The sequence below is a fragment of the Flavobacterium frigoris PS1 genome (assembly GCF_000252125.1).
GTDB lineage: Bacteria > Bacteroidota > Bacteroidia > Flavobacteriales > Flavobacteriaceae > Flavobacterium > Flavobacterium frigoris_A.
Genome location: NZ_AHKF01000010.1, coordinates 341,912 through 361,773, shown reverse-complemented (window position 1 = coordinate 361,773; position 19,862 = coordinate 341,912). Strand labels below are relative to the sequence as shown.

The 19,862-nt window shown below is 33.4% G+C and carries 19 protein-coding genes; 9 read left to right on the top strand and 10 right to left on the bottom strand.

What is annotated here, in order from left to right; genetic code table 11:
• Positions 1–56: 56 nt before the first annotated feature.
• Positions 57–1,103 (top strand): thiamine-phosphate kinase, encoded by a 1,047-nt coding sequence (gene thiL / locus HJ01_RS03990; RefSeq protein ID WP_007137017.1) that lies wholly within the window; start codon positions 57–59, stop codon positions 1,101–1,103.
• Between the two features lie 47 nt (positions 1,104–1,150).
• Here the strand turns inward: thiL and HJ01_RS03985 are convergent, their stop codons facing one another.
• The 5 genes from HJ01_RS03985 to HJ01_RS03965 form a co-directional block, all read right to left on the bottom strand.
• Positions 1,151–1,843 (bottom strand): response regulator, encoded by a 693-nt coding sequence (locus HJ01_RS03985; RefSeq protein WP_007137016.1) that lies wholly within the window; start codon positions 1,841–1,843, stop codon positions 1,151–1,153.
• A 2-nt stretch (positions 1,844–1,845) separates the two neighbouring features.
• Positions 1,846–3,825, bottom strand: a complete 1,980-nt coding sequence (locus HJ01_RS03980; protein ID WP_007137015.1) for a tetratricopeptide repeat protein — start codon at positions 3,823–3,825, stop codon at positions 1,846–1,848.
• 181 nt (positions 3,826–4,006) lie between these two features.
• Positions 4,007–4,273: a hypothetical protein gene (locus tag HJ01_RS03975; protein WP_007137014.1), complete on the bottom strand. Its 267-nt coding sequence runs from the start codon at positions 4,271–4,273 to the stop codon at positions 4,007–4,009.
• 181 nt (positions 4,274–4,454) lie between these two features.
• Entirely contained in the window at positions 4,455–5,270 is an 816-nt protein-coding gene (locus tag HJ01_RS03970) for a LytR/AlgR family response regulator transcription factor (protein WP_040473663.1), read from the bottom strand.
• Positions 5,271–5,638: 368 nt separating this feature from the next.
• Positions 5,639–7,180, bottom strand: coding sequence for a glycine--tRNA ligase (locus tag HJ01_RS03965; RefSeq protein WP_007137012.1), 1,542 nt, complete (start codon positions 7,178–7,180; stop codon positions 5,639–5,641).
• 94 nt (positions 7,181–7,274) lie between these two features.
• Here HJ01_RS03965 and HJ01_RS03960 point away from each other — a divergent pair, with 94 nt between their 5' ends.
• Together HJ01_RS03960 and HJ01_RS03955 are read left to right on the top strand one after the other, a co-directional pair.
• The gene (locus tag HJ01_RS03960) at positions 7,275–7,958 is read left to right on the top strand and encodes a ComF family protein (RefSeq protein ID WP_007137011.1); all 684 of its coding nucleotides are present in this window, start codon (positions 7,275–7,277) and stop codon (positions 7,956–7,958) included.
• Between the two features lie 314 nt (positions 7,959–8,272).
• A complete protein-coding gene (locus HJ01_RS03955) occupies positions 8,273–8,881 on the top strand; it encodes a superoxide dismutase (protein ID WP_007137010.1) in 609 nt (202 codons plus the stop codon).
• A 687-nt stretch (positions 8,882–9,568) separates the two neighbouring features.
• On the opposite strand, the gene HJ01_RS03950 is transcribed toward HJ01_RS03955, so the two are convergent.
• The 4 genes from HJ01_RS03950 to purN all read right to left on the bottom strand — a co-directional run bounded on the left by HJ01_RS03950 (position 9,569) and on the right by purN (position 13,679).
• Complete coding sequence (locus HJ01_RS03950) at positions 9,569–11,467, bottom strand: amidophosphoribosyltransferase (RefSeq protein ID WP_007137008.1); 1,899 nt, start codon at positions 11,465–11,467, stop codon at positions 9,569–9,571.
• A 121-nt stretch (positions 11,468–11,588) separates the two neighbouring features.
• Entirely contained in the window at positions 11,589–12,512 is a 924-nt protein-coding gene (locus tag HJ01_RS03945; RefSeq protein ID WP_007137007.1) for a PfkB family carbohydrate kinase, read from the bottom strand.
• 106 nt (positions 12,513–12,618) lie between these two features.
• Positions 12,619–13,107 (bottom strand): ribonuclease HI, encoded by a 489-nt coding sequence (locus HJ01_RS03940; protein ID WP_007137006.1) that lies wholly within the window; start codon positions 13,105–13,107, stop codon positions 12,619–12,621.
• Positions 13,107–13,679 (bottom strand): phosphoribosylglycinamide formyltransferase, encoded by a 573-nt coding sequence (purN, locus tag HJ01_RS03935; RefSeq protein WP_007137005.1) that lies wholly within the window; start codon positions 13,677–13,679, stop codon positions 13,107–13,109. Before purN ends, HJ01_RS03940 begins: the two co-directional genes overlap by 1 nt.
• A gap of 175 nt (positions 13,680–13,854) precedes the next feature.
• On the opposite strand from purN, the gene HJ01_RS03930 reads away from it, so the two are divergent.
• The 6 genes from HJ01_RS03930 (at position 13,855) to HJ01_RS03905 (ending at position 19,201) form a co-directional block, all read left to right on the top strand.
• A complete protein-coding gene (locus HJ01_RS03930) occupies positions 13,855–14,091 on the top strand; it encodes an acyl carrier protein (protein WP_007137004.1) in 237 nt (78 codons plus the stop codon).
• A 183-nt stretch (positions 14,092–14,274) separates the two neighbouring features.
• A complete protein-coding gene (gene fabF / locus HJ01_RS03925) occupies positions 14,275–15,528 on the top strand; it encodes a beta-ketoacyl-ACP synthase II (RefSeq protein ID WP_007137003.1) in 1,254 nt (417 codons plus the stop codon).
• Between the two features lie 5 nt (positions 15,529–15,533).
• On the top strand, positions 15,534–16,274 hold the full coding sequence (locus tag HJ01_RS03920; protein WP_007137002.1) for a ribonuclease III family protein: 741 nt from the start codon (positions 15,534–15,536) through the stop codon (positions 16,272–16,274).
• A 113-nt stretch (positions 16,275–16,387) separates the two neighbouring features.
• Complete coding sequence (locus HJ01_RS03915) at positions 16,388–16,876, top strand: IPExxxVDY family protein (protein WP_007137001.1); 489 nt, start codon at positions 16,388–16,390, stop codon at positions 16,874–16,876.
• 5 nt (positions 16,877–16,881) lie between these two features.
• The gene (gene pyk / locus HJ01_RS03910) at positions 16,882–18,312 is read left to right on the top strand and encodes a pyruvate kinase (RefSeq protein WP_007137000.1); all 1,431 of its coding nucleotides are present in this window, start codon (positions 16,882–16,884) and stop codon (positions 18,310–18,312) included.
• Between the two features lie 115 nt (positions 18,313–18,427).
• Positions 18,428–19,201, top strand: coding sequence for a Bax inhibitor-1/YccA family protein (locus tag HJ01_RS03905; RefSeq protein ID WP_007136999.1), 774 nt, complete (start codon positions 18,428–18,430; stop codon positions 19,199–19,201).
• 61 nt (positions 19,202–19,262) lie between these two features.
• On the opposite strand, the gene HJ01_RS03900 is transcribed toward HJ01_RS03905, so the two are convergent.
• Positions 19,263–19,781 (bottom strand): PAS domain-containing protein, encoded by a 519-nt coding sequence (locus HJ01_RS03900; protein ID WP_007136998.1) that lies wholly within the window; start codon positions 19,779–19,781, stop codon positions 19,263–19,265.
• Positions 19,782–19,862: the final 81 nt, after the last annotated feature.

The following is a 19,862-nucleotide window of genomic DNA, read 5'->3' as shown; positions in this document are numbered from 1 at the left end:
ACCTTTGTACCTCTGAATCGATTTAAGAAAAGAGTCAGACAAAATAAACTAAAAAAATGATTGAAGATAAAAACCCACAACGTACAAGTATAGCTCAATTAGGAGAATTTGGATTGATTGACCATTTAACAAAAAATTTCAAAATTAATCAGGCTTCAACACTAAAAGGAATTGGTGACGATGCTGCCGTTCTTGATTTTAAGGATAAAAAAGTAGTTGTTTCGACTGACTTATTGATTGAAGGAGTACATTTTGATTTGGCCTATATGCCTTTGAAACACTTAGGATACAAGGCAGTCACCACTAATATCTCTGATATTTGTGCAATGAATGCCAAAGCAACTCAAATCACAGTTTCTATTGCAGTTTCAAATCGTTTTCCATTAGAAGCATTAGATGAATTATTTGCTGGAATTAACCACGCTGCTAAAGAATATAACGTTGATGTTATCGGTGGTGATACCACCTCTTCTCAAAAAGGACTAATCATAAGCATTACTGCTATTGGTGAGGCTGACGAAGATGAAATTGTATATAGAAATGGCGCGAAACAAACCGATTTATTAGTGGTAACTGGAGATATTGGAGCAGCATACATGGGCTTACAAGTTTTAGAACGTGAAAAACAAGTCTTTCAGGTAAATCCAAATTCACAACCGGACTTAGATGCTTATACCTACTTAATAGAACGCCAATTGAAACCAGAAGCAAGAAAAGATATTCGTACTTTATTTCATGCCTTAGAAATAAAACCGACTTCAATGATTGATATTTCGGATGGATTATCTTCTGAAATCATGCATTTGTGCAAACAATCAAATGTGGGTTGTAATTTATACGAAGATAAATTACCCTTAGACCCTCAATTTATTAGTGTATGTGAAGAGTTTAATATTGATAGCACTACAGTAGCCATAAATGGAGGCGAAGATTATGAACTACTTTTCACTATCGCTATGGAAGATTTTGATAAGATAAAAGCAAACCCTAATTTCTCAATTATTGGACATATGACTCAGGAAAGTGAAGGCATTCATTTAGTGACTAGAGCAAACACTAAAATTCCTTTAAAAGCCCGAGGTTGGGATTCTATAACTGAATAAAACAAAAAACGGCATTTTTTAAAAATGCCGTTTTTTTTTGCTATTTTCTAAAATAACAGTCCAATATTTCGGGCTTCACGCACCAAATCGATGTCGCTCCCCTCAGTTACTTTTAATAATATCTTAAGATTTAACTTCCGAACTTCAATTGCATTTAAAGATATAGGAATGTATTGAGGAATATCTTTTGTCTTCGTTCCTTTGGACAAGTGAAATAAAATTTGTTTGTCGAATAAATCAATTTCTATAGTGTCTTCTTGAGAATCCAACATTTTTAGAACAGATTGGCTATAATATTGCTCGTTTTTAATTACTTTATCAAAAGCAAACAATAATTCATCAAATGTCAAATCATTTTTAATCACTAATCCATGTGGATTAATATTTTTTATGATTGTCTTTATCTTTAAAAATTCAGTGAACATGGTAAGCAAAATAATTTTGCAGTTAGGCATCGTATCTAAAATCAATTTCGCCAAATCTTCACCAGAATAAAGCCCCTTCTCTTCATAAGGCGGCATACTTATGTCCAAAAAAGCAATATCAAAAGGTAGCGTCTCTGAATCTGTAATAACATCATATGCCGATTTGCAATCCTTTGCTTCAGATATTACAAACTCATACTTATTTGGATTATATCTAGTAATTGCATTTTTATATCCTTGTATGATAAAAGGATGGTCATCAACAATTAGTATATTATTCTTTGTGATCGTTAAACCCTCCGAGTCCGTTGTCATTTTTATGTTGGTATTTGTTTTTGTTCTATTGGCAAGGTAACAGTAATGACTGTACCTTCTCCTTTTTTGGACTTAATAATAAATAGACCATTGCATTCTTTAGTTCGCGAAAGCATATTTTGTATTCCTATCCCCTTCTTTTTCGCCTTGGAATTAAATCCAACTCCATTATCAGTAATTACCAACAACAAATCATCCTCCTGTCTTTTTAATTCAATAGTAATAGAATCTGCTTTGGCATACTTATTAATATTTTGAAGCGATTCCTGGATAATTCGAAATAAATTGATCTTTACGGAATTGACCATTAATTCCCATTTTATCCTGCGATCTATTGTTGAGACTAATTTAGAAGGAAATGTCTTTCTTTGTTCTTCAAATAGATTGTCAACTATCGCAACGAAGTTATTAATTAATTCCGATTTTTCTCTATTTAGGTCATGTGAAATTTCACGAATATCCTGTTCGATATTTTTTAATTCAGACAAATAATTAATTCTTTGACTGACAGCAATATCGTCCTGAAAATTATTTAAACTGTCCAAGTTCATCCTGACGCCAAACATCCTTCCCAAAACACCATCATGCAGCTCTTGTGCCACTCTTTTTTTCTCCTTTACCCTATTTGTTTCGATCGTATTTTGCTGAGAAATCATTAAATTATAAATATCCTCATTGGCAATTTGTTGCTGCTGTTTATACAACAGTTCTCTGTTCTTAGTCTTCTGCGCTTTTATGATATACAAGAACAAACCCAAAATAGTTAATGCACTGAACACATATACCAAATTCCTGTTTTGAACCTCCAAACTAGAATTCTCTGTTTTTATCCTATCCGTTTCGTATTCAATACGGGAAAATTTATCCCCCATTGCACGTTCTGCTTTTTGCAGATTTTCATTAATTTGAATATATTCTTTTGTATAAACAGAAGCCTTTTTCGGCTCAATAATTGAAAGTTGCTTCAAAGCTACCAACACATCTCGATAATTATTTGTGTTTCTACCAAGTAAAAGAGCTTCATTAGAATATTGCAATGCTCTGGTCAAATCTTTTTTTGAATAAAAATATTCAGATAAATGAATTTTAGTAACAAAGATTCCAGCTGTCAGTTGAAGGCTGTCACTTAATTTTAGTGATTCATAAAATAGTTGAGGTAATTCTTTTGTATCATTCAATTTAAATTTAGAGTAGGCTAAATTATCCAATAGCATAGCATAAACATAAGGTTTTTGAACCATCACATTTTTTTTCTGTAATCCTTTTATAAAGTAATCTTTTGCAACTAAGTATTTTTGTGATGTAAGATATAGAACGCCTATATTATTATAAGTAGTCGCTTTTGACTGAAATACTTTGGGTATTATTTCATCTTCACTAATTAGCAATGCCTTGTTATGATAAGCTATTGCGTTCTCAAACTGCCCAAGTTCGCCATAGATAATACCTAAAAGGTTATACGCATCATACAAAATATTATTTGCTAATTTCTCATCTTTAATAATTCGTAATATATTAAAAACTGACTTTTCAGAGCCAAAAAAATCACCCGCTTTAAACTGCAAAGTTGCTTTATTGATGAGTGTCTTTCCTAAATTTAAATTATCTCCCTGTCTTTCATACATTTTTTCGGCTTTATAATAAAACTGAAAAGAACTATCTAGAATAGCTTGTGAATCATAATAATCCCCTAAATAGGTATATGCCTTTATTACATTTAACGTGTCCTTTGCAGTTTCTGACTTCTCTAATACAATATGGACCGTTTTATTAAATGCTTTCCAATCGTTTATGTTATAATAACGATTGGCAACTTTGAACAAGTTTACTCTATTGAGAGAATCATTGTCCTGATTGACAACAACATTAAATGCTTTTTGAGTAAACGCAAGTCTTTTCTCTTTAGCCAAACTAAAATCGTTCGCTAATGAAAAGTAAGTGGAGAGACTGTCTTCAGATGAGGTCAGAAATACACCATCCATTTCCTTTTTGGAACACCCAAAAAAAACAAATAGCATAAAAAACAATAGAAGTATGTGGTATTTATTTTTCAAAAGCCGTTAAGATGTTTTACCAAAAATAGTAAAATAAAACTATTGACCTAAAAAAGGCTATCAAATAATTGATAGCCTGTATATATATTTTAAAAAAGAAATTTAAATTTTAGTCTACTTTTACGTTTCCTCCAGCAGCATTTTGACCAATAATATCTACTTTAACATTTCCTCCAGCAGCATTTTGTCCTATGATGTCCACTTTAACATTTCCTCCAGCAGCATTTTGTCCTATTATATCAACTTTAACATTTCCACCAGCAGCATTTTGCCCAATGATATTTACATTATTATCGTTGTTTGTTTCTGGTGTAGTGAATGAAGTTAAAATCATTACTAAAGATAATAAACTGATTGTGTAGATTGCTTTTTTCATAATAGGGGATTTTTATGTTATTTTTTTGATTTACATTAATTTGATGATCTTGCTGTTGTTGCAGTACCACGATGTAAATCTACACAGCATCCCTCTGTTTTTCTTGCAATACACAACTTAAATGGTAGAATGTAATCATCTGATAGTGAATGAATGCCAAATCCATGTGAATGGATGCATTTTAGATTTCCAGGTAATTTTCGTTTGAAAAATCACTAATAATAAGGTCTATATTTGCCTTATATGATTTGGAAAAAGGAAGCTTTATTGTGGTGTTTTTAATATAACAAACCGTATTACCATTATGAATTCTAGAAATGTACGTACGGTTTACAATATAACTATTGTGAATTCTAATAAAAGGATAGGTCAATACACTTTCGAAATGTTTCAAAGTCTTGAATGCAGTAATCATCTCTCCGTTACTTAAATGTATATCAGTGGAGTTATTATCTGCTTGCAAATAGGCAATATCTTTTGCATCTATATACCTATAATCGCCATACGATTTTATACATAATATCAAAGGCTTTTCAGTATTGCCAATTTTGATATGTTCTGCATTTTTTGGGATTGCATGAGAAACAACAGCTTGTTTCAATGAACTAATTTCCGACTCCGTGTTTGACTTGCTTAATTTTAAAATCAATTTCACAAAATCAATTCGGGTTAATGGTTTCAATATATAATCCGTGACTTCATATTGTATCGCTTCAAATGCCAAATCTTTTTTCTTGGTAGTAACGATAATCTTTGGAACAATTTTCAGATAACGATATAATTCATTGATAAGCATCAACGATAAATTGCTTTTTTTATCCGCCGGGTCAATCTCGAGAAAAACTAATTGAGGAGTGTGCTCTAATATAAGATTCAAGCCGTCTTGATAATTAGTAGCCGAAGCTAAGAACTCCAGCTCCGAAAAACTATCAGCCATGGCTTTTGTTTTCAAAACACTTTCTTGATCGTCGTCAATAATAATGTACGAATAATTCATTAATGGCTCTCCTAATTGTTAGGCATATTATGTCATGTTTGAAGCAGGTATACGTCAAAAAATTCGAAATTAATGGTAGTTTTGGGAAACCAATTGCATAAAAATATCCGATTATCAATTTAAAAACCAATCATTTATCAATATTCAACAAAATAAAAATACACGTTTAGTGTATTCCTTACATGAGATGTTAATATGTTTTTAACAAATGTTGATACATTAAGATGAAACGCAAATAAATCCGATAAAGTACACAAATCCATGTTTAAGATAATTGGATTTCCTTCCTAAACCGCGCTCTTAAAATAGTATACCACGCAAAAGGCCTCCCTTATAGGAAGGCCTTTTTATAATAAAACAAAATTTGATTACATTTTCATTAACCAGTTTTTCATGGAAACTTCATTATCAATAATAGCTTTCAATTCTGATATTTTAACACGGTCTTGCTTCATGGTATCTCTATGACGAATCGTTACCGTTTGATCTTCTATAGTTTGATGATCCACAGTGATACAAAAAGGAGTTCCCAACGCATCCTGTCTTCTATAACGACGACCAACTGCATCTTTCTCATCATAAGCGACATTGAAATCCCATTTTAAATCTTCGATGATTTTATGCGCTATATCTGGCAAACCGTCTTTTTTAACTAAAGGTAAAACTGCCGCCTTTGTAGGAGCCAATACCGATGGTAATTTAAGAACCGTTCTAGTTGAACCATCTTCCAATGTTTCTTCTTTCAAAGAAGTTGCAAAAACAGCTAAGAACATTCTGTCTAAACCAACAGATGTTTCCACTACATAAGGAACATAGTTCTGATTCAATTCAGCGTCAAAATACTGTAACTTTCTTCCTGAGAATTTTTCGTGTGCTTTTAAATCAAAATCAGTGCGAGAGTGTATTCCTTCTAATTCTTTGAATCCAAAAGGAAAGTCAAACTCAATATCAGCCGCAGCATTTGCGTAATGAGCTAATTTTTCATGATCATGAAAACGGTAATTTTCTTTACCTAAACCTAATGACAAATGCCATTTCAGTCTTGTTTCTTTCCAGAATTCATAATGTTTCATTTCATCCCCTGGACGCACAAAAAATTGCATTTCCATTTGTTCAAACTCACGCATACGGAAAATAAATTGTCTAGCGACAATCTCATTTCTAAATGCTTTCCCTGTTTGTGCTATTCCAAAAGGGACTTTCATTCTTCCCGATTTTTGAACATTCGTGAAATTCACAAAAATACCTTGAGCTGTTTCCGGACGTAAATATAAATCCATGGCAGTATCTGCTGAAGCTCCTAATTTAGTTCCGAACATCAGGTTAAATTGTCGCACTTCAGTCCAGTTTCTAGAACCTGACTCAGGACAAGCTATTTCTAATTCTTCAATTAGCGCTTTTACATCTTCTAAATCTTCATTACCAAGAGAACGACCCAATCGCTCAAGAATTTCTCTTTCTTTCGCTTTATATTCTACAACTCTAGCATTTGTACTTACAAATTCGGCTTGGTTGAAGGCGTCTCCAAAACGAATTTTCGCTTTTTCAACTTCTTTGATTGCTTTGACATTTAACTTTTCAGCATAATCTTCAATCAAAACATCAGCTCTGTATCTTCTTTTAGAATCTTTATTGTCAATTAAAGGATCATTAAAAGCATCAACGTGTCCTGATGCTTTCCAGGTCGTAGGGTGCATCAAAATAGATGCATCTAGACCCACAATATTATCATTTAACTGAACCATTGATTTCCACCAATATTCACGTATGTTCTTTTTTAACTCCACACCGTTCTGTGCATAATCATAAACTGCACTCAAACCATCGTATATTTCGCTTGACGGAAAAATAAATCCGTACTCTTTTGCATGCGAAATTACATTCTTAAATATATCTTCTTGTTTTGCCATACTGCAAAAATATAAAAAGTGAACTTAAAAAAAGAAGAATAGCTGAAGTTTGAAGCGTTGATTTTCATATTTTTATAAATAAATTATCAATTATATGTTTAAACACATAATAAATCTATTTTTTCCTGCTGTTTGTGCAGGCTGCAACTCTTTATTATCATCGAATGAAAAAGTGATTTGTACCCTTTGCAGACATAATATTCCGCTGACAAATCAACATCTCAATCCAGATAACGAAGCTTTCAAAAAGTTTTACGGCAGAATTCCTTTAGAATATGCATCGGCACTGCTGTATTTTCATAAAAAAGGAATAGCACAGGAAATAATTCACAAATTAAAATACAAAGGACACGAAGAAATAGGTACGGTTCTAGGACATTGGTACGCCCAAGATTTAAAAGCAATAACAATCTTACAAACAGCAGATATAATTATCCCAGTTCCTTTGCATAAAAGAAAATATAGCGAGAGAGGCTACAATCAAGTTACTACCTTTGGAAAAGCACTTTCTGCTGATTTGAATATCACATATAATGACTCGATATTACAACGAAAAGTTTATTCAAAAACTCAATCCAAAAAGAACCTTTTGGGCAGGACAGAAGGCATCGAATCCACTTTTGGTGTTTCTTTTACCGAAAAGGATCACGGCAAACATTTTCTACTTATCGATGATGTGATTACAACTGGCGCCACACTTGAGGCATGTTGTCGCGCTTTACTAAAAATTCCTGACTCTAAGATCAGCATAGTATGCATGGCAATGGCGCAATCCTAAAATCACTTCATTAAATTGAATCGTCCAAAATAATTGCTCATGGAATGTACATCCATTTCACGGCGTTTAAAACACATTGTTTTTCTGCCCGAAGACTAAATTAAACCCATCGCCTTAAAAGAGCCAAAGGCATAATTCGTCCTCTTTTTGATAATCCATAACACATGATTTTATTTGTATAAAAAGCAAATTTAAGTCATACATAATTACACTATCAATTTAATTAATGAAATTATAACGAAATAGAATTTCGAATTCCAAACTTAAATGTTTAAATTTGAATAAATATTTATAAATCATTAAACAAATATATCATGGCTTTTGAACTACCTCAATTACCTTATGCGTATGACGCATTAGAACCTTATATTGATGCACGCACGATGGAAATTCATCACACAAAGCATCATAATGCATATACTACCAACCTTAATGCAGCTACCGCTGGTACTGACATGGAAGGTAAAACAATAGACAATATTCTACTTAACCTAGACATGAAAAATACTGCTGTTAGAAACAATGGTGGTGGATTTTACAATCACAATCTATTCTGGACTGTTATGACTCCTAATGGAGGTGGACTTCCAACTGGAGATTTGTTAACTGCAATTGAGAGTGCTTTTGGATCTTTTGAAGAATTTAAAGCTAAATTCAGTAAAGCAGGAGCAACGCAATTTGGCTCAGGATGGGCTTGGCTTTGCGTTCATCCAGGTGGAAAATTAGATGTTTGTGGAACACCAAATCAGGATAATCCATTAATGCCGGGAATCGGTTGTGGCGGAACTCCAATTTTAGGTATGGACGTTTGGGAACATGCTTATTATCTGCATTATCAAAACAGAAGACCAGATTATATTGAAGCTTTTTTCAGTGTAATCAATTGGACTGAAGTTTCTAGAAGATATGCTTCTGAGAAATAGTTTTTTTTAGAAAAACATCGATTAAAGAACATGGAGAATAGACAAATTGACTGAAAAGTTGATTTGTCTATTTTTTTTATGCCTACTCCTTTTCAGTCCTTTATAGTGCTAATTCAAATAAAAAAGAATAATAAACACTTCGCTTATTCACCTTCTCTCTATACTTGACTTTATTCCAATAAAAAAGATGGAATTTCTCCCATCTTTTTTGCCCCAAATCTACCATAAACTTAACCTACTAATTTTATGGTGATTCAAAGATAAGAAGCTTATTAGCTTAAAAATAATTTATTAGACAACTAACCTCAAAAGTCGATAAATTACTCGATTTTTAAAACACAACACACTGCATAACAAATAAATATATGTTTTTTCCTTCAATTTAAAACAACCCGATCAACTTATATAGACTAACAAACTCCGGGATGCACTCTTTAAAGCTTCATTAATTACTAATTAAAAAAGACTTATGAAGTTGGACTAGTCCAACTTCATAAGTCTTTTTTAAAGTCTAAAATTAGGTAAAATAAAAAAGGTGGAATCTCTTCCACCTTTTTTGCCCCAAATCTACCATAAACTTAACCTACTAATTTTATGGTCTTCCAAAGTTATGGTAGATGTATATTCTATACAAATATTTTAGATGAACAGCTCATAAAGTCGTTCAATTGCAACATTCGAAAATTTCTAATATGCTCTCGCATCTTTCCCTTCATAAAAATTCATAAATGCACGATTCACAACTCTATTACCACCTGGAGTAGGGTAATCACCAGTAAAGTACCAATCCCCCAAATTTTTCGGACAAGCGATATGCAAATCTTCTACCGTTTGAAATATAATTTTTACTTCGGCTTTTATTTCAGGAGAACTCAACATTTGAGCTATCTTATCAGAAACCTCTTGAGGTTGGAAAGGTTCATAAATTGCAGTAACGTAATTCACCACCTCAGAATCTTTGAAGTTTTCTTGTGCTTTACATTTAGCATAAACTTCATCGACAATATGATACAAATTTCTTTCTTTTAACAATTCCAATGCAGCTTTAAAAGCCACTAAACCTTCTAATTTTGCCATGTCAATTCCATAACAATCAGGGTAACGTATTTGAGGCGCCGAGGAAACAACAACAATTCTTTTTGGATTCAAACGATCCATCATTTTGATAATACTCATTTTCAAGGTAGTCCCTCTCACGATACTATCATCAATGATCACTAAATTATCTGTTGGTTTTATTACACCATAAGTAACATCATAAACATGGGCTACTAAATCATCGCGGCTACTGTCTTCAGTAATAAACGTTCTAAGTTTAGCATCTTTAATAGCTACTTTCTCAGTTCGTATTTTTACTGCTAAAAGTTCCTGCAAAGATTCCTTAGTTAATTTACTTCTATTTTTAAGAATGAAATTGTTTTTCCTTTGGTTCAAAAAATCTTGTGCTGCTTCAACCAATCCGTAGAAGGATGTCTCTGCAGTATTAGGAATATATGAAAAAACAGTGTTATCAGTATCTTCATCAATAGCTCCCAAAACAGCAGGCAGAATCAATCTTCCTAAATTTTTTCTCTCTTGGTATATTTCAGCATCACTTCCTCTAGAAAAATAAATTCTCTCAAACGAACACGCTTTTTTAACCGTTGGTGTAAGAATTTCTTGCATCGAAACGGTTCCATTTTTCTTAATTATCAACGCATTACCTGGCTCAATTTCCTGTACTTTTTCAAAAGCAACATTAAATACGGTCTGAATTACTGGTCTCTCTGAAGCTACCACGACCACTTCATCATCTTGATAGAAGTAGGCTGGGCGAATCCCTGCTGGATCTCTAAAAACAAAAGCATCACCATGACCAAGAAGTCCTGCCATGGCATAACCTCCATCTAAATTCTTAGAAGCTCGTGTCAAAATTTTTGCAACATCTAGTTTCTCTGCAATTACTGGCGAAGCCTCTCTTTTGGTCAAGCCATTGTTTTTGCACTCTTGATACAAATCTGTAACTTCATCATCAAGGAAATGTCCTATTTTCTCCATTACGGTAACAGTATCAGCCATTTCTTTCGGATGTTGACCTAACTCCACCAAGCTTTGAAAAAGCTCTTTTACGTTAGTCATATTGAAATTTCCAGCCAAAATTAGATTTCTGTGCATCCAATTGTTCTGACGTAAAAAAGGATGAACGCTTTCAATACTATTCTTTCCAAAAGTACCATAGCGAACATGCCCCAAAAAAAGTTCCCCTAAATAAGGCAGCTTTTCCTTTTGAAGAGGCACATTATCGGCATACTCAGGATGAGAAGCCATCTCTTCGTTTATTCTGTCATTTATTTGCGCAAAAACATCTTGAATAGGTTGAGCGTGATTAGAACGCACTCTACTTATATAACGCTCTCCCGGCTCCATATCTAATTTTATACTTGCGAATCCAGCACCATCTTGTCCGCGATTGTGTTGCTTTTCCATAAGGAGATACATTTTTTGTATCCCGTAGAAAGCAGTTCCATACTTCTCTTTGTAAAATTCAAGCGGTTTAAGAAGTCTAACTAAGGCTATTCCACATTCATGTTGTAACGCATCGCTCATCGTGTAGTTATTTGTTGTGTTGTTGTTTCTAATAATAAATTCTTACAAATAAAAAGGAAACTCTATTTTAGTCCCTACTAAATATAAATTAAAAAAACCCCGTTTCCGAGGTTTCATGGCATTACAATGCTATTTCGAATTGTGTCAAAGACTTGAATTGTTTCAATCTTAACATAACTTCGTCTTTATTTAAATCCACCATTCTTTCTGTCCCAAATTTCTCCACACAAAATGAGGCTAGATTAGAACCGTATATAATCGCATTTTTCATGTTTTCGAATGAAACATTTTCGCTTTGAGTTATGAAACCTGCAAATCCGCCTGCAAAAGTGTCGCCTGCACCCGTTGGGTCAAATACTTCCTCTAACGGTAATGCTGGAGCAAAAAACACTTCTTTATCATGAAACAAAAGCGCACCATGCTCACCCTTTTTAATCACTACATATTCCGGTCCCATAGCTTGAATTTTTGCGGCAGCCTTCACTAAAGAATATTCTCCAGAAAGCTGTCTCGCCTCTTCATCATTGATGGTTATAACGTCAACACGTTTTATTACTTCTAATAATTCTGGTAAAGCGCAATCCATCCAAAAATTCATCGTATCCAAAACTACTAACTTTGGCTTCGTTTCCATTTGGTCCAAAACACTACTTTGAACTAGCGGGTGCAAGTTTCCTAGCATAACCACATCAGCATTTTTATAATTCTCAGGTACTTTAGGCTGGAAATCAGCCAAAACATTCAATTGTGTATCAAGAGTGTCTCTACTATTTAAGTCATTATGGTATCGACCGCTCCAAAAGAACGTTTTTCCACCCTTAACTACTTCTAAACCAGAAATATCAATATTTCTTTCAGTTAACAAATCTAAATGTTCTTGTGGAAAATCATCTCCAACTACAGAAACTATAGCCGATTGTAAATTAAAAAAAGAGGCGGACAAACCGATGTATGTTCCTGCACCACCTAAAATTTTATCTGTTTTGCCAAAAGGAGTTTCAATGGCGTCGAAAGCAACTGTTCCAACAATCAATAATTTGTTCATTTATTTGAGATTCGAATTAAGGTGCAAAGATAGTTTATAAAGTATAAAATTGCAAAGACTAACAATTGTAAAGTTTTGCCAATTTATAATCCTTTATATTAAGTACTTACAGCAACTTACCAACCTCTTTTTCATAAAACTCATCAACGCCAAGTGCCTTCTGCATCGAAGCCATAACTGCTAATTCGTCACACCTTTCATTTTGCATATGATTGTTGTGTCCTTTTATCCATTTGAAGTCGACTTTGTGCTTTCGATAAATAACCAAAAAACGTTTCCATAAATCCGAATTTTTCCGATCAACAAAACCCTTTTTCTCCCATCCTAAAACCCATTTTTTTTCAACTGAATCCACCACGTACTTAGAATCAGAAACTACAAGAACCCTTGTATTTAAATTTTTTAATTTTTCTAAACCTACAATCACGGCCAATAATTCCATTCTATTATTGGTGGTAAGGCGGAATCCTTCGTAAAACTCTTTTCTAAAGGACTTGCCATCTACAACCGTTTCCATAACTACGCCATAGCCTCCTTTTCCTGGATTTCCCTTAGCAGCTCCATCAGTATAAATATGTACGTCGTAACTTTTCACTATTTTGAATTATCAGTTAACAATTTTTCAATAACTCCTGGGAAATATCTTTGTTCTAGATCGTGTATTTTTTCGGCAACCACTTCCGGCGTATCTGTTCCTAAAACCGTAACTTTCTTTTGAAATATTATTCCCCCTTCGTCATAATCTTCATTAACATAATGAATAGTAATTCCAGTTTCCACTTCTTTGTTATCCACAATTGCTTTGTGAACATTCATACCATACATCCCTTTACCGCCATATTTAGGCAATAATGCTGGGTGGATATTTATTATTTTGTTGGGATAAGCAGCAATAATATTTTCAGGGAATTTTAATAAAAAGCCCGCGAGAACAATTAAATCCGGCTGAATTATATTTATTTTTTGTAGTACTATACTTTCAATTAATTCAGATTTAGAAAAAACTTCAGCAGGAACTCCATTATTTTTGGCTCTCTCAATAACTTTAGCATTTGGATTGTTTGTAAAAACAGCCTCCACTGTTACCATTTCATTTGAAGCAAAATGCTTTATGATATTTTCAGCATTTGTACCCGATCCGGAAGCAAAAACGACTATTTTTTTCATGATTTACCCAATTTATATTACGCAAAAAAAGGAATAAAAACTCAAATTAAATAACATTAGCAAGTCTTTGTTGAAAATTATTTTTTAATTTAGATGACACATTTATCAACTTATTCGTTGTTTTAAAATAAAGTTTTTTATTTTTGCCATCAATTAAATTCTAAAATTAAAGATTATGTCAGACATTGCATCAAGAGTAAAAGCGATTATCGTAGACAAATTAGGCGTTGACGAAAACGAAGTTGTAACAGAAGCAAGCTTCACTAATGATTTAGGGGCTGATTCATTAGACACTGTTGAGCTTATTATGGAATTCGAAAAAGAATTTGACATTCAAATTCCAGACGATCAAGCAGAAAACATTGCTACTGTTGGTCAAGCTATTTCTTACATCGAAGAAGCTAAAAAATAATAATTTAAGCACCCGCCTGCATCCATGCCTGCGGGTGTTATTATTTTTTTAAAAAAAATTAAATTCAAGATTGATTTTCAATCAAAGAAATATTTATTGTAATACCCATGGCTCTTTTGTAATAAAAATACGGCAAAGAAAGCATGGGTTTTATTTGTTTAAAGATAACAAAATAAAGAAGTTATGGTATTAAGACGAGTTGTTGTTACGGGTATAGGTGCTCTTACTCCTATTGGAAATAATATTCAGGAATATTGGAACGCTCTTATCAGCGGCGTAAGTGGAGCTGCTCCAATAACTTATTTTGACGCTTCAAAGTTCAAAACTAAATTTGCTTGCGAGTTAAAAAACTTTAACGCCGAAGATTTCTTGGACAGAAAAGAAGCTAGAAAAATGGATCGTTATGCTCAATATGCCATGGTTTCATCTGAAGAAGCGATAAACGATGCTGGTTTCAATTTTGAAAAACTAGATAAAGACAGAGCTGGAGTTATTTGGGGATCAGGAATTGGCGGTTTAGAAACTTTTCAAATAGAAATGTTGAATTACTCTGCCGGTGACGGTACTCCAAAATTCAATCCTTTCTTTATCCCAAAAATGATTTCGGATATTGCTTGTGGCCATATATCAATTAAATACGGCTTTAGAGGTCCTAACTTCGCAACTGTTTCAGCTTGCGCCTCTTCTACAAATGCAATCATTGACGCATTCAACTATATCCGTTTAGGACACGCAGATGTTATGGTAACCGGTGGATCAGAAGCTGCAGTAACTATTGCTGGAATGGGTGGATTTAATGCTATGCATGCGCTGTCAACACGAAACGATGACCCAAAAACAGCTTCAAGGCCCATGGACAAAGACAGAGATGGATTTGTACTAGGTGAAGGTGCTGGTGCGTTAATTCTTGAAGAATACGAGCATGCAGTTGCACGTGGCGCTAATATATACTGTGAAATTGGTGGTGGCGGAATGTCAGCTGATGCATATCACATAACTGCTCCACATCCTGACGGCTTAGGTGCAAAAAACGTAATGTTGAACTGTTTGAGAGATGCTGGTTTAAAACCAACAGATGTTGATGGTGTGAATATGCACGGTACCTCTACTCCTCTTGGGGATTTAGCAGAATCTAAGGCTATTGAACACGTTTTTGGCGAACATGCATATACCATGAACTTGAACTCTACAAAATCAATGACCGGTCACTTACTAGGTGCAGCCGGAGCTGTTGAAACTATATCTTCTATTCTATCGATGAAATACGGAATAGTTCCACCGACTATCAATCATTTTACAGATGATGAAAATATTGATTCAAAACTTAACTTCACATTCAATGTAGCTCAAAAAAGAGATATGAAAGTGGTCATGAGTAATACTTTTGGTTTTGGTGGACATAATGCTTGTGTATTGGTTAAAAAATTAGAATTCTAATTTAAATGAATAGATTAAGAAAAATATTTACAAAATCCCGTTCTCCAGAAGACGGGATTTTTTTTGATGCTATGCAAACAATTTTAGGATTTGCACCTAAAAACTTAGATCACTATAAAAAAGCATTTACGCATCGTTCTTCCAGCCGTGTTGATCCAGAAGGAAACATCATCAACTACGAACGCTTGGAGTTTCTAGGTGACGCCATGTTAAGTTCCGTAATTGCGGCATACCTATTTCGTGAAGCTCCGCGCGGAGACGAAGGCTATCTTACAAAAATGCGTTCAAAAATCGTAAGTAGAGAACATTTAAATGAACTGGGAAAAGACTTAAACCTTATCCGGTTTATAGAGAGCAAAGTTCCTGTACAACATTTTGGAGAAAACATACACGGTAATATTTTTGAATCTTTAATTGGCGCAATTTATCTTGACAGGACCTATATCTATTGCGAAAAATTCATACAGAAAAGAGTTATCATTCCTTATGTTGACATTTCTCGATTAGAAGGAAAGGTAATCAGCTATAAAAGTCTGGTTATAGAATGGTGTCAAAAAGAAAAAAAGATATTTCATTATGATATTTTTGAAGACAACGCAATTGACGGTCAACGCCTTTTTGGAGTAAAATTAAGCATCGATGGCAAAGTAATTGCAAAAGCAAGAGCTACTTCAAAAAAGAAAGCAGAGGAAAAAGCATCACAACGTGCCTATTTTGCATTTCAAGAAAAAATGGACAAGAAATAATATCAAATCCCTCAAAACTACAACGTTTTCGTTCATAAATTAACGAATTCATTACATTTTCTTCTCTTTAACTTCGATAGAAATGGTATATTTACCACTTATTTTATCATGAAATGGCAATTCACAAATTGGATCTTGGCGAATTTGACGAAATAGATTACTATCTTATCGCTATTCATACTTCATTAGAAGATTTTCGATTGGCTTATTTCATCAATCAAAAATTGCCGATAAATTTAAGTAAAAGTAAAGATGAAGTTCAAATAAATATAAAAGAAGGAGAAACGAATTTTTCCAGATTTTATTATTATGACCTAGAAAACGCAATTTCATGGAATTTGATTCAAAATAAAAACGCTGTGTCTCAACATAAAAAAGACACGCTCCAAAATTTATTTTCAAATATAACCATGGAAATTTCGACAAAAGTTTTCTTGCTACCAGAATTTAAAAAAGCAGATTTCTTTTTAAAAATTGAAAATACCGATGACGCTTTAGATGTGTCAAAAATAAAGACAATATTAAATACCATTGATACCATATCTACTGCATATATCGTAGATACAAATCAAATAAAATCAAAAAACAATTTAATTTTTTAATACAAATGATTCCAAACAAAAAAACAAAAATTGTAGCCACACTTGGACCTGCATGTAGTACTAGAGAAATCATCAAAGATATGATTGATGCTGGAGTAAATGTGTTTAGGGTTAACTTTTCTCACGCAGATTATTCTGACGTTAAAGAAAAAATTAATATCATCCGTGGACTAAATGAAGAATATGGATATACTACTGCGATACTTGGAGATTTACAAGGACCAAAACTTCGCGTAGGAGTTATGGGTGAGGGCGTTGTAGTAAATGACGGAGACTTAATTACATTCACAACTGCTGAAGACATACTGGGTACTGCACAAAAAGTATTCATGAAATACAAAAACTTTCCAAACGATGTTAATCCTGGAGAAAGAATTTTACTAGATGATGGGAAATTAATTTTTGAAATTGTCGAAACAGACAAGAAAACAGAAGTTATCGCCAGAGTAATACAAGGTGGTGAATTGAAGTCTAAAAAAGGAGTAAATCTACCTAATACAAAAATATCTCTTCCTGCAATGACAGAAAAAGATATTGCAGATGCTATTTTTGCGATTGAACAAAAAGTAGACTGGATTGCACTTTCTTTTGTAAAAACACCACAAGATTTAAAAGACTTACAGGATTTAATTGCTGAACATTCTGAACATAAAATTCCGATTGTAGCTAAAATAGAAATGCCTGAAGCATTAGAAAATATCGACAAGATAGTAGCTTATTGCGACGCACTAATGGTTGCTCGTGGAGATCTTGGTGTTGAACTTCCTGCTCATGAAGTACCACTTGTTCAAAAAGAATTGATTCGCAAAGCTAAAATGGCTCGAATTCCAGTAATTGTAGCCACTCAAATGATGGAAACAATGATCACTAGTTTAACTCCAACAAGAGCTGAAGTAAACGACGTTGCCAACTCGGTAATGGATGGTGCTGATGCGGTAATGCTTTCGGGAGAAACAGCTACTGGTAACTATCCTGTACAAGTAATCGAAAAAATGACACAAATTATTAAAGCGGTTGAAGATTCTCCGCTAATCACTGTGCCACAAAATACACCACAAATAAAAACAAAACGTTTTATTACTAAAACAATTTGTCGTCATGCTGCATTAATGGCAAATGCTATTAACGCCAAAGCAATTTGTACTTTGACTAATAGTGGTTATACTGCTTTCCAAATTTCAGCATGGAGACCATCAGCTTATATTTTAGTTTTTACATCTAATAAAAGAATCTTGACACAATTAAGTTTATTGTGGGGAGTTAAATCATATTACTATGATAAAGTAGTAAGTACTGACGATACTGTAACGGATGTAAACGAACTTGTTAAAGAAAAAGGATACGTAACTAAAGGCGATTTCCTAATCAATTTAGCAGCTATGCCTATCAAAGAAAAAGGAATGGTAAACACCATGAGAGTTTCAGAAATAGAATAAGCTAACTAACGCTAATCACAAATATAATCCGTCTTGTTTCGTAATTAAACAAGACGGATTTTTTTGTACCCAATTTTTTTTTGATTTATCTTTGACAAAATAAATTTAATTTCCCATGAATTTCAAATCGCAAAATCCTTTTTTAAATAATAAATCTTTTTCTGCAACAACTGCTTCAAGAAAAGAGCAAGTACATAATGCTACTATTATAGATTACAACCAGGAAATGACTTTGTCTGGTACAGTTAGTAAAACGTTACTTTTATTCCTATTACTTACGGCATCAGCTATGGTGATTTGGTGGATGACTTTTAACGGCATGAACCCCTTGGTTCCAGCTATTGGCGGCGCTATCGTAGGTTTAATTCTAGTAGTTATTTCTGCTTTCAAACCACAATATTCCCCTTACCTTGCCCCCGGATATGCCTTATTTGAAGGTTTATTTATCGGCGGGATTTCAGCCATTTTCGAAACGATGTATCCTGGAATAGTAATTCAGGCAGTGGGGGCAACTTTTGTCACTTTTATTGTCTGTTTAGGATTATATAAATACCGGATTGTAAAAGTAACGGAGCAATTTAAATCAGTTGTTGTTGCAGCTACACTTGCTATTGCCACTTATTACCTAATTTCATGGGTGTTCTCCATGTTCACGAGCTTTCAGCCAGTTCACTATGGTAATTCTATGATGAGCATTGGAATTAGTGTTTTTGTAATAATAATTGCTGCTTTAAATTTATTCTTGGATTTTGACCGCATAGAAAAAGGAGCCGAGCAAAAAATGCCGAAATACATGGAATGGTATGGAGCAATGGGATTGATGATCACTTTAGTTTGGCTATACATTGAGTTTTTGCGATTACTGTCAAAACTGAGCAGTAAAAATTAATTGCAAGACCACTATTAAAATACTAAAAAAAGACCTTTCTGCTGTTTAGAAAGGTCTTTTTTTATGCCGCCTTTTCAAAAGCGATATAATGGATTAGTTCCCCTTTTATATTAAAAATAGGGTAGCCCTTTATTAAACAAGCGTATATTTCACCGTTCTTTTTATAATTTAAAACCGTTTTTTCAAACGCTTGGCGTAATTGAATAGCAGTATTTATTTCACTAGAAATAACTCTATCAGTTACTTCACCTTGAAACATTTTAGGACTTTTACCTAAAACGTCTGCCGCTACATAACCATTCATTTTTATCATATTACGCGAAGCAAAGACGATGCTTAATTTAGCATCAGTGACAATAATTACTTCTTCTTTTATAGGAGTATCAATATTCCAATCTGGAGACATTTCCCATTTATTTTTAAAGGCAAGACCTTTAAGATTACGGAAATCCACCAAAGATTCTTTTAACTCCTTAATATACTGATAATAAAATTCCAAAGAAAGAACTGGAACTGATTTAATTCGCAAATCACTGTGATACTTCACAATAGCCTCTTCATATCGTTTTAAATCGCTCATGTTTTTTGGATTATATTCTCCAAATGTAATTTTTTTTCTAAAAAGGAAAAAACAAATCCACAGGTTTAACCTTTGTTGAAC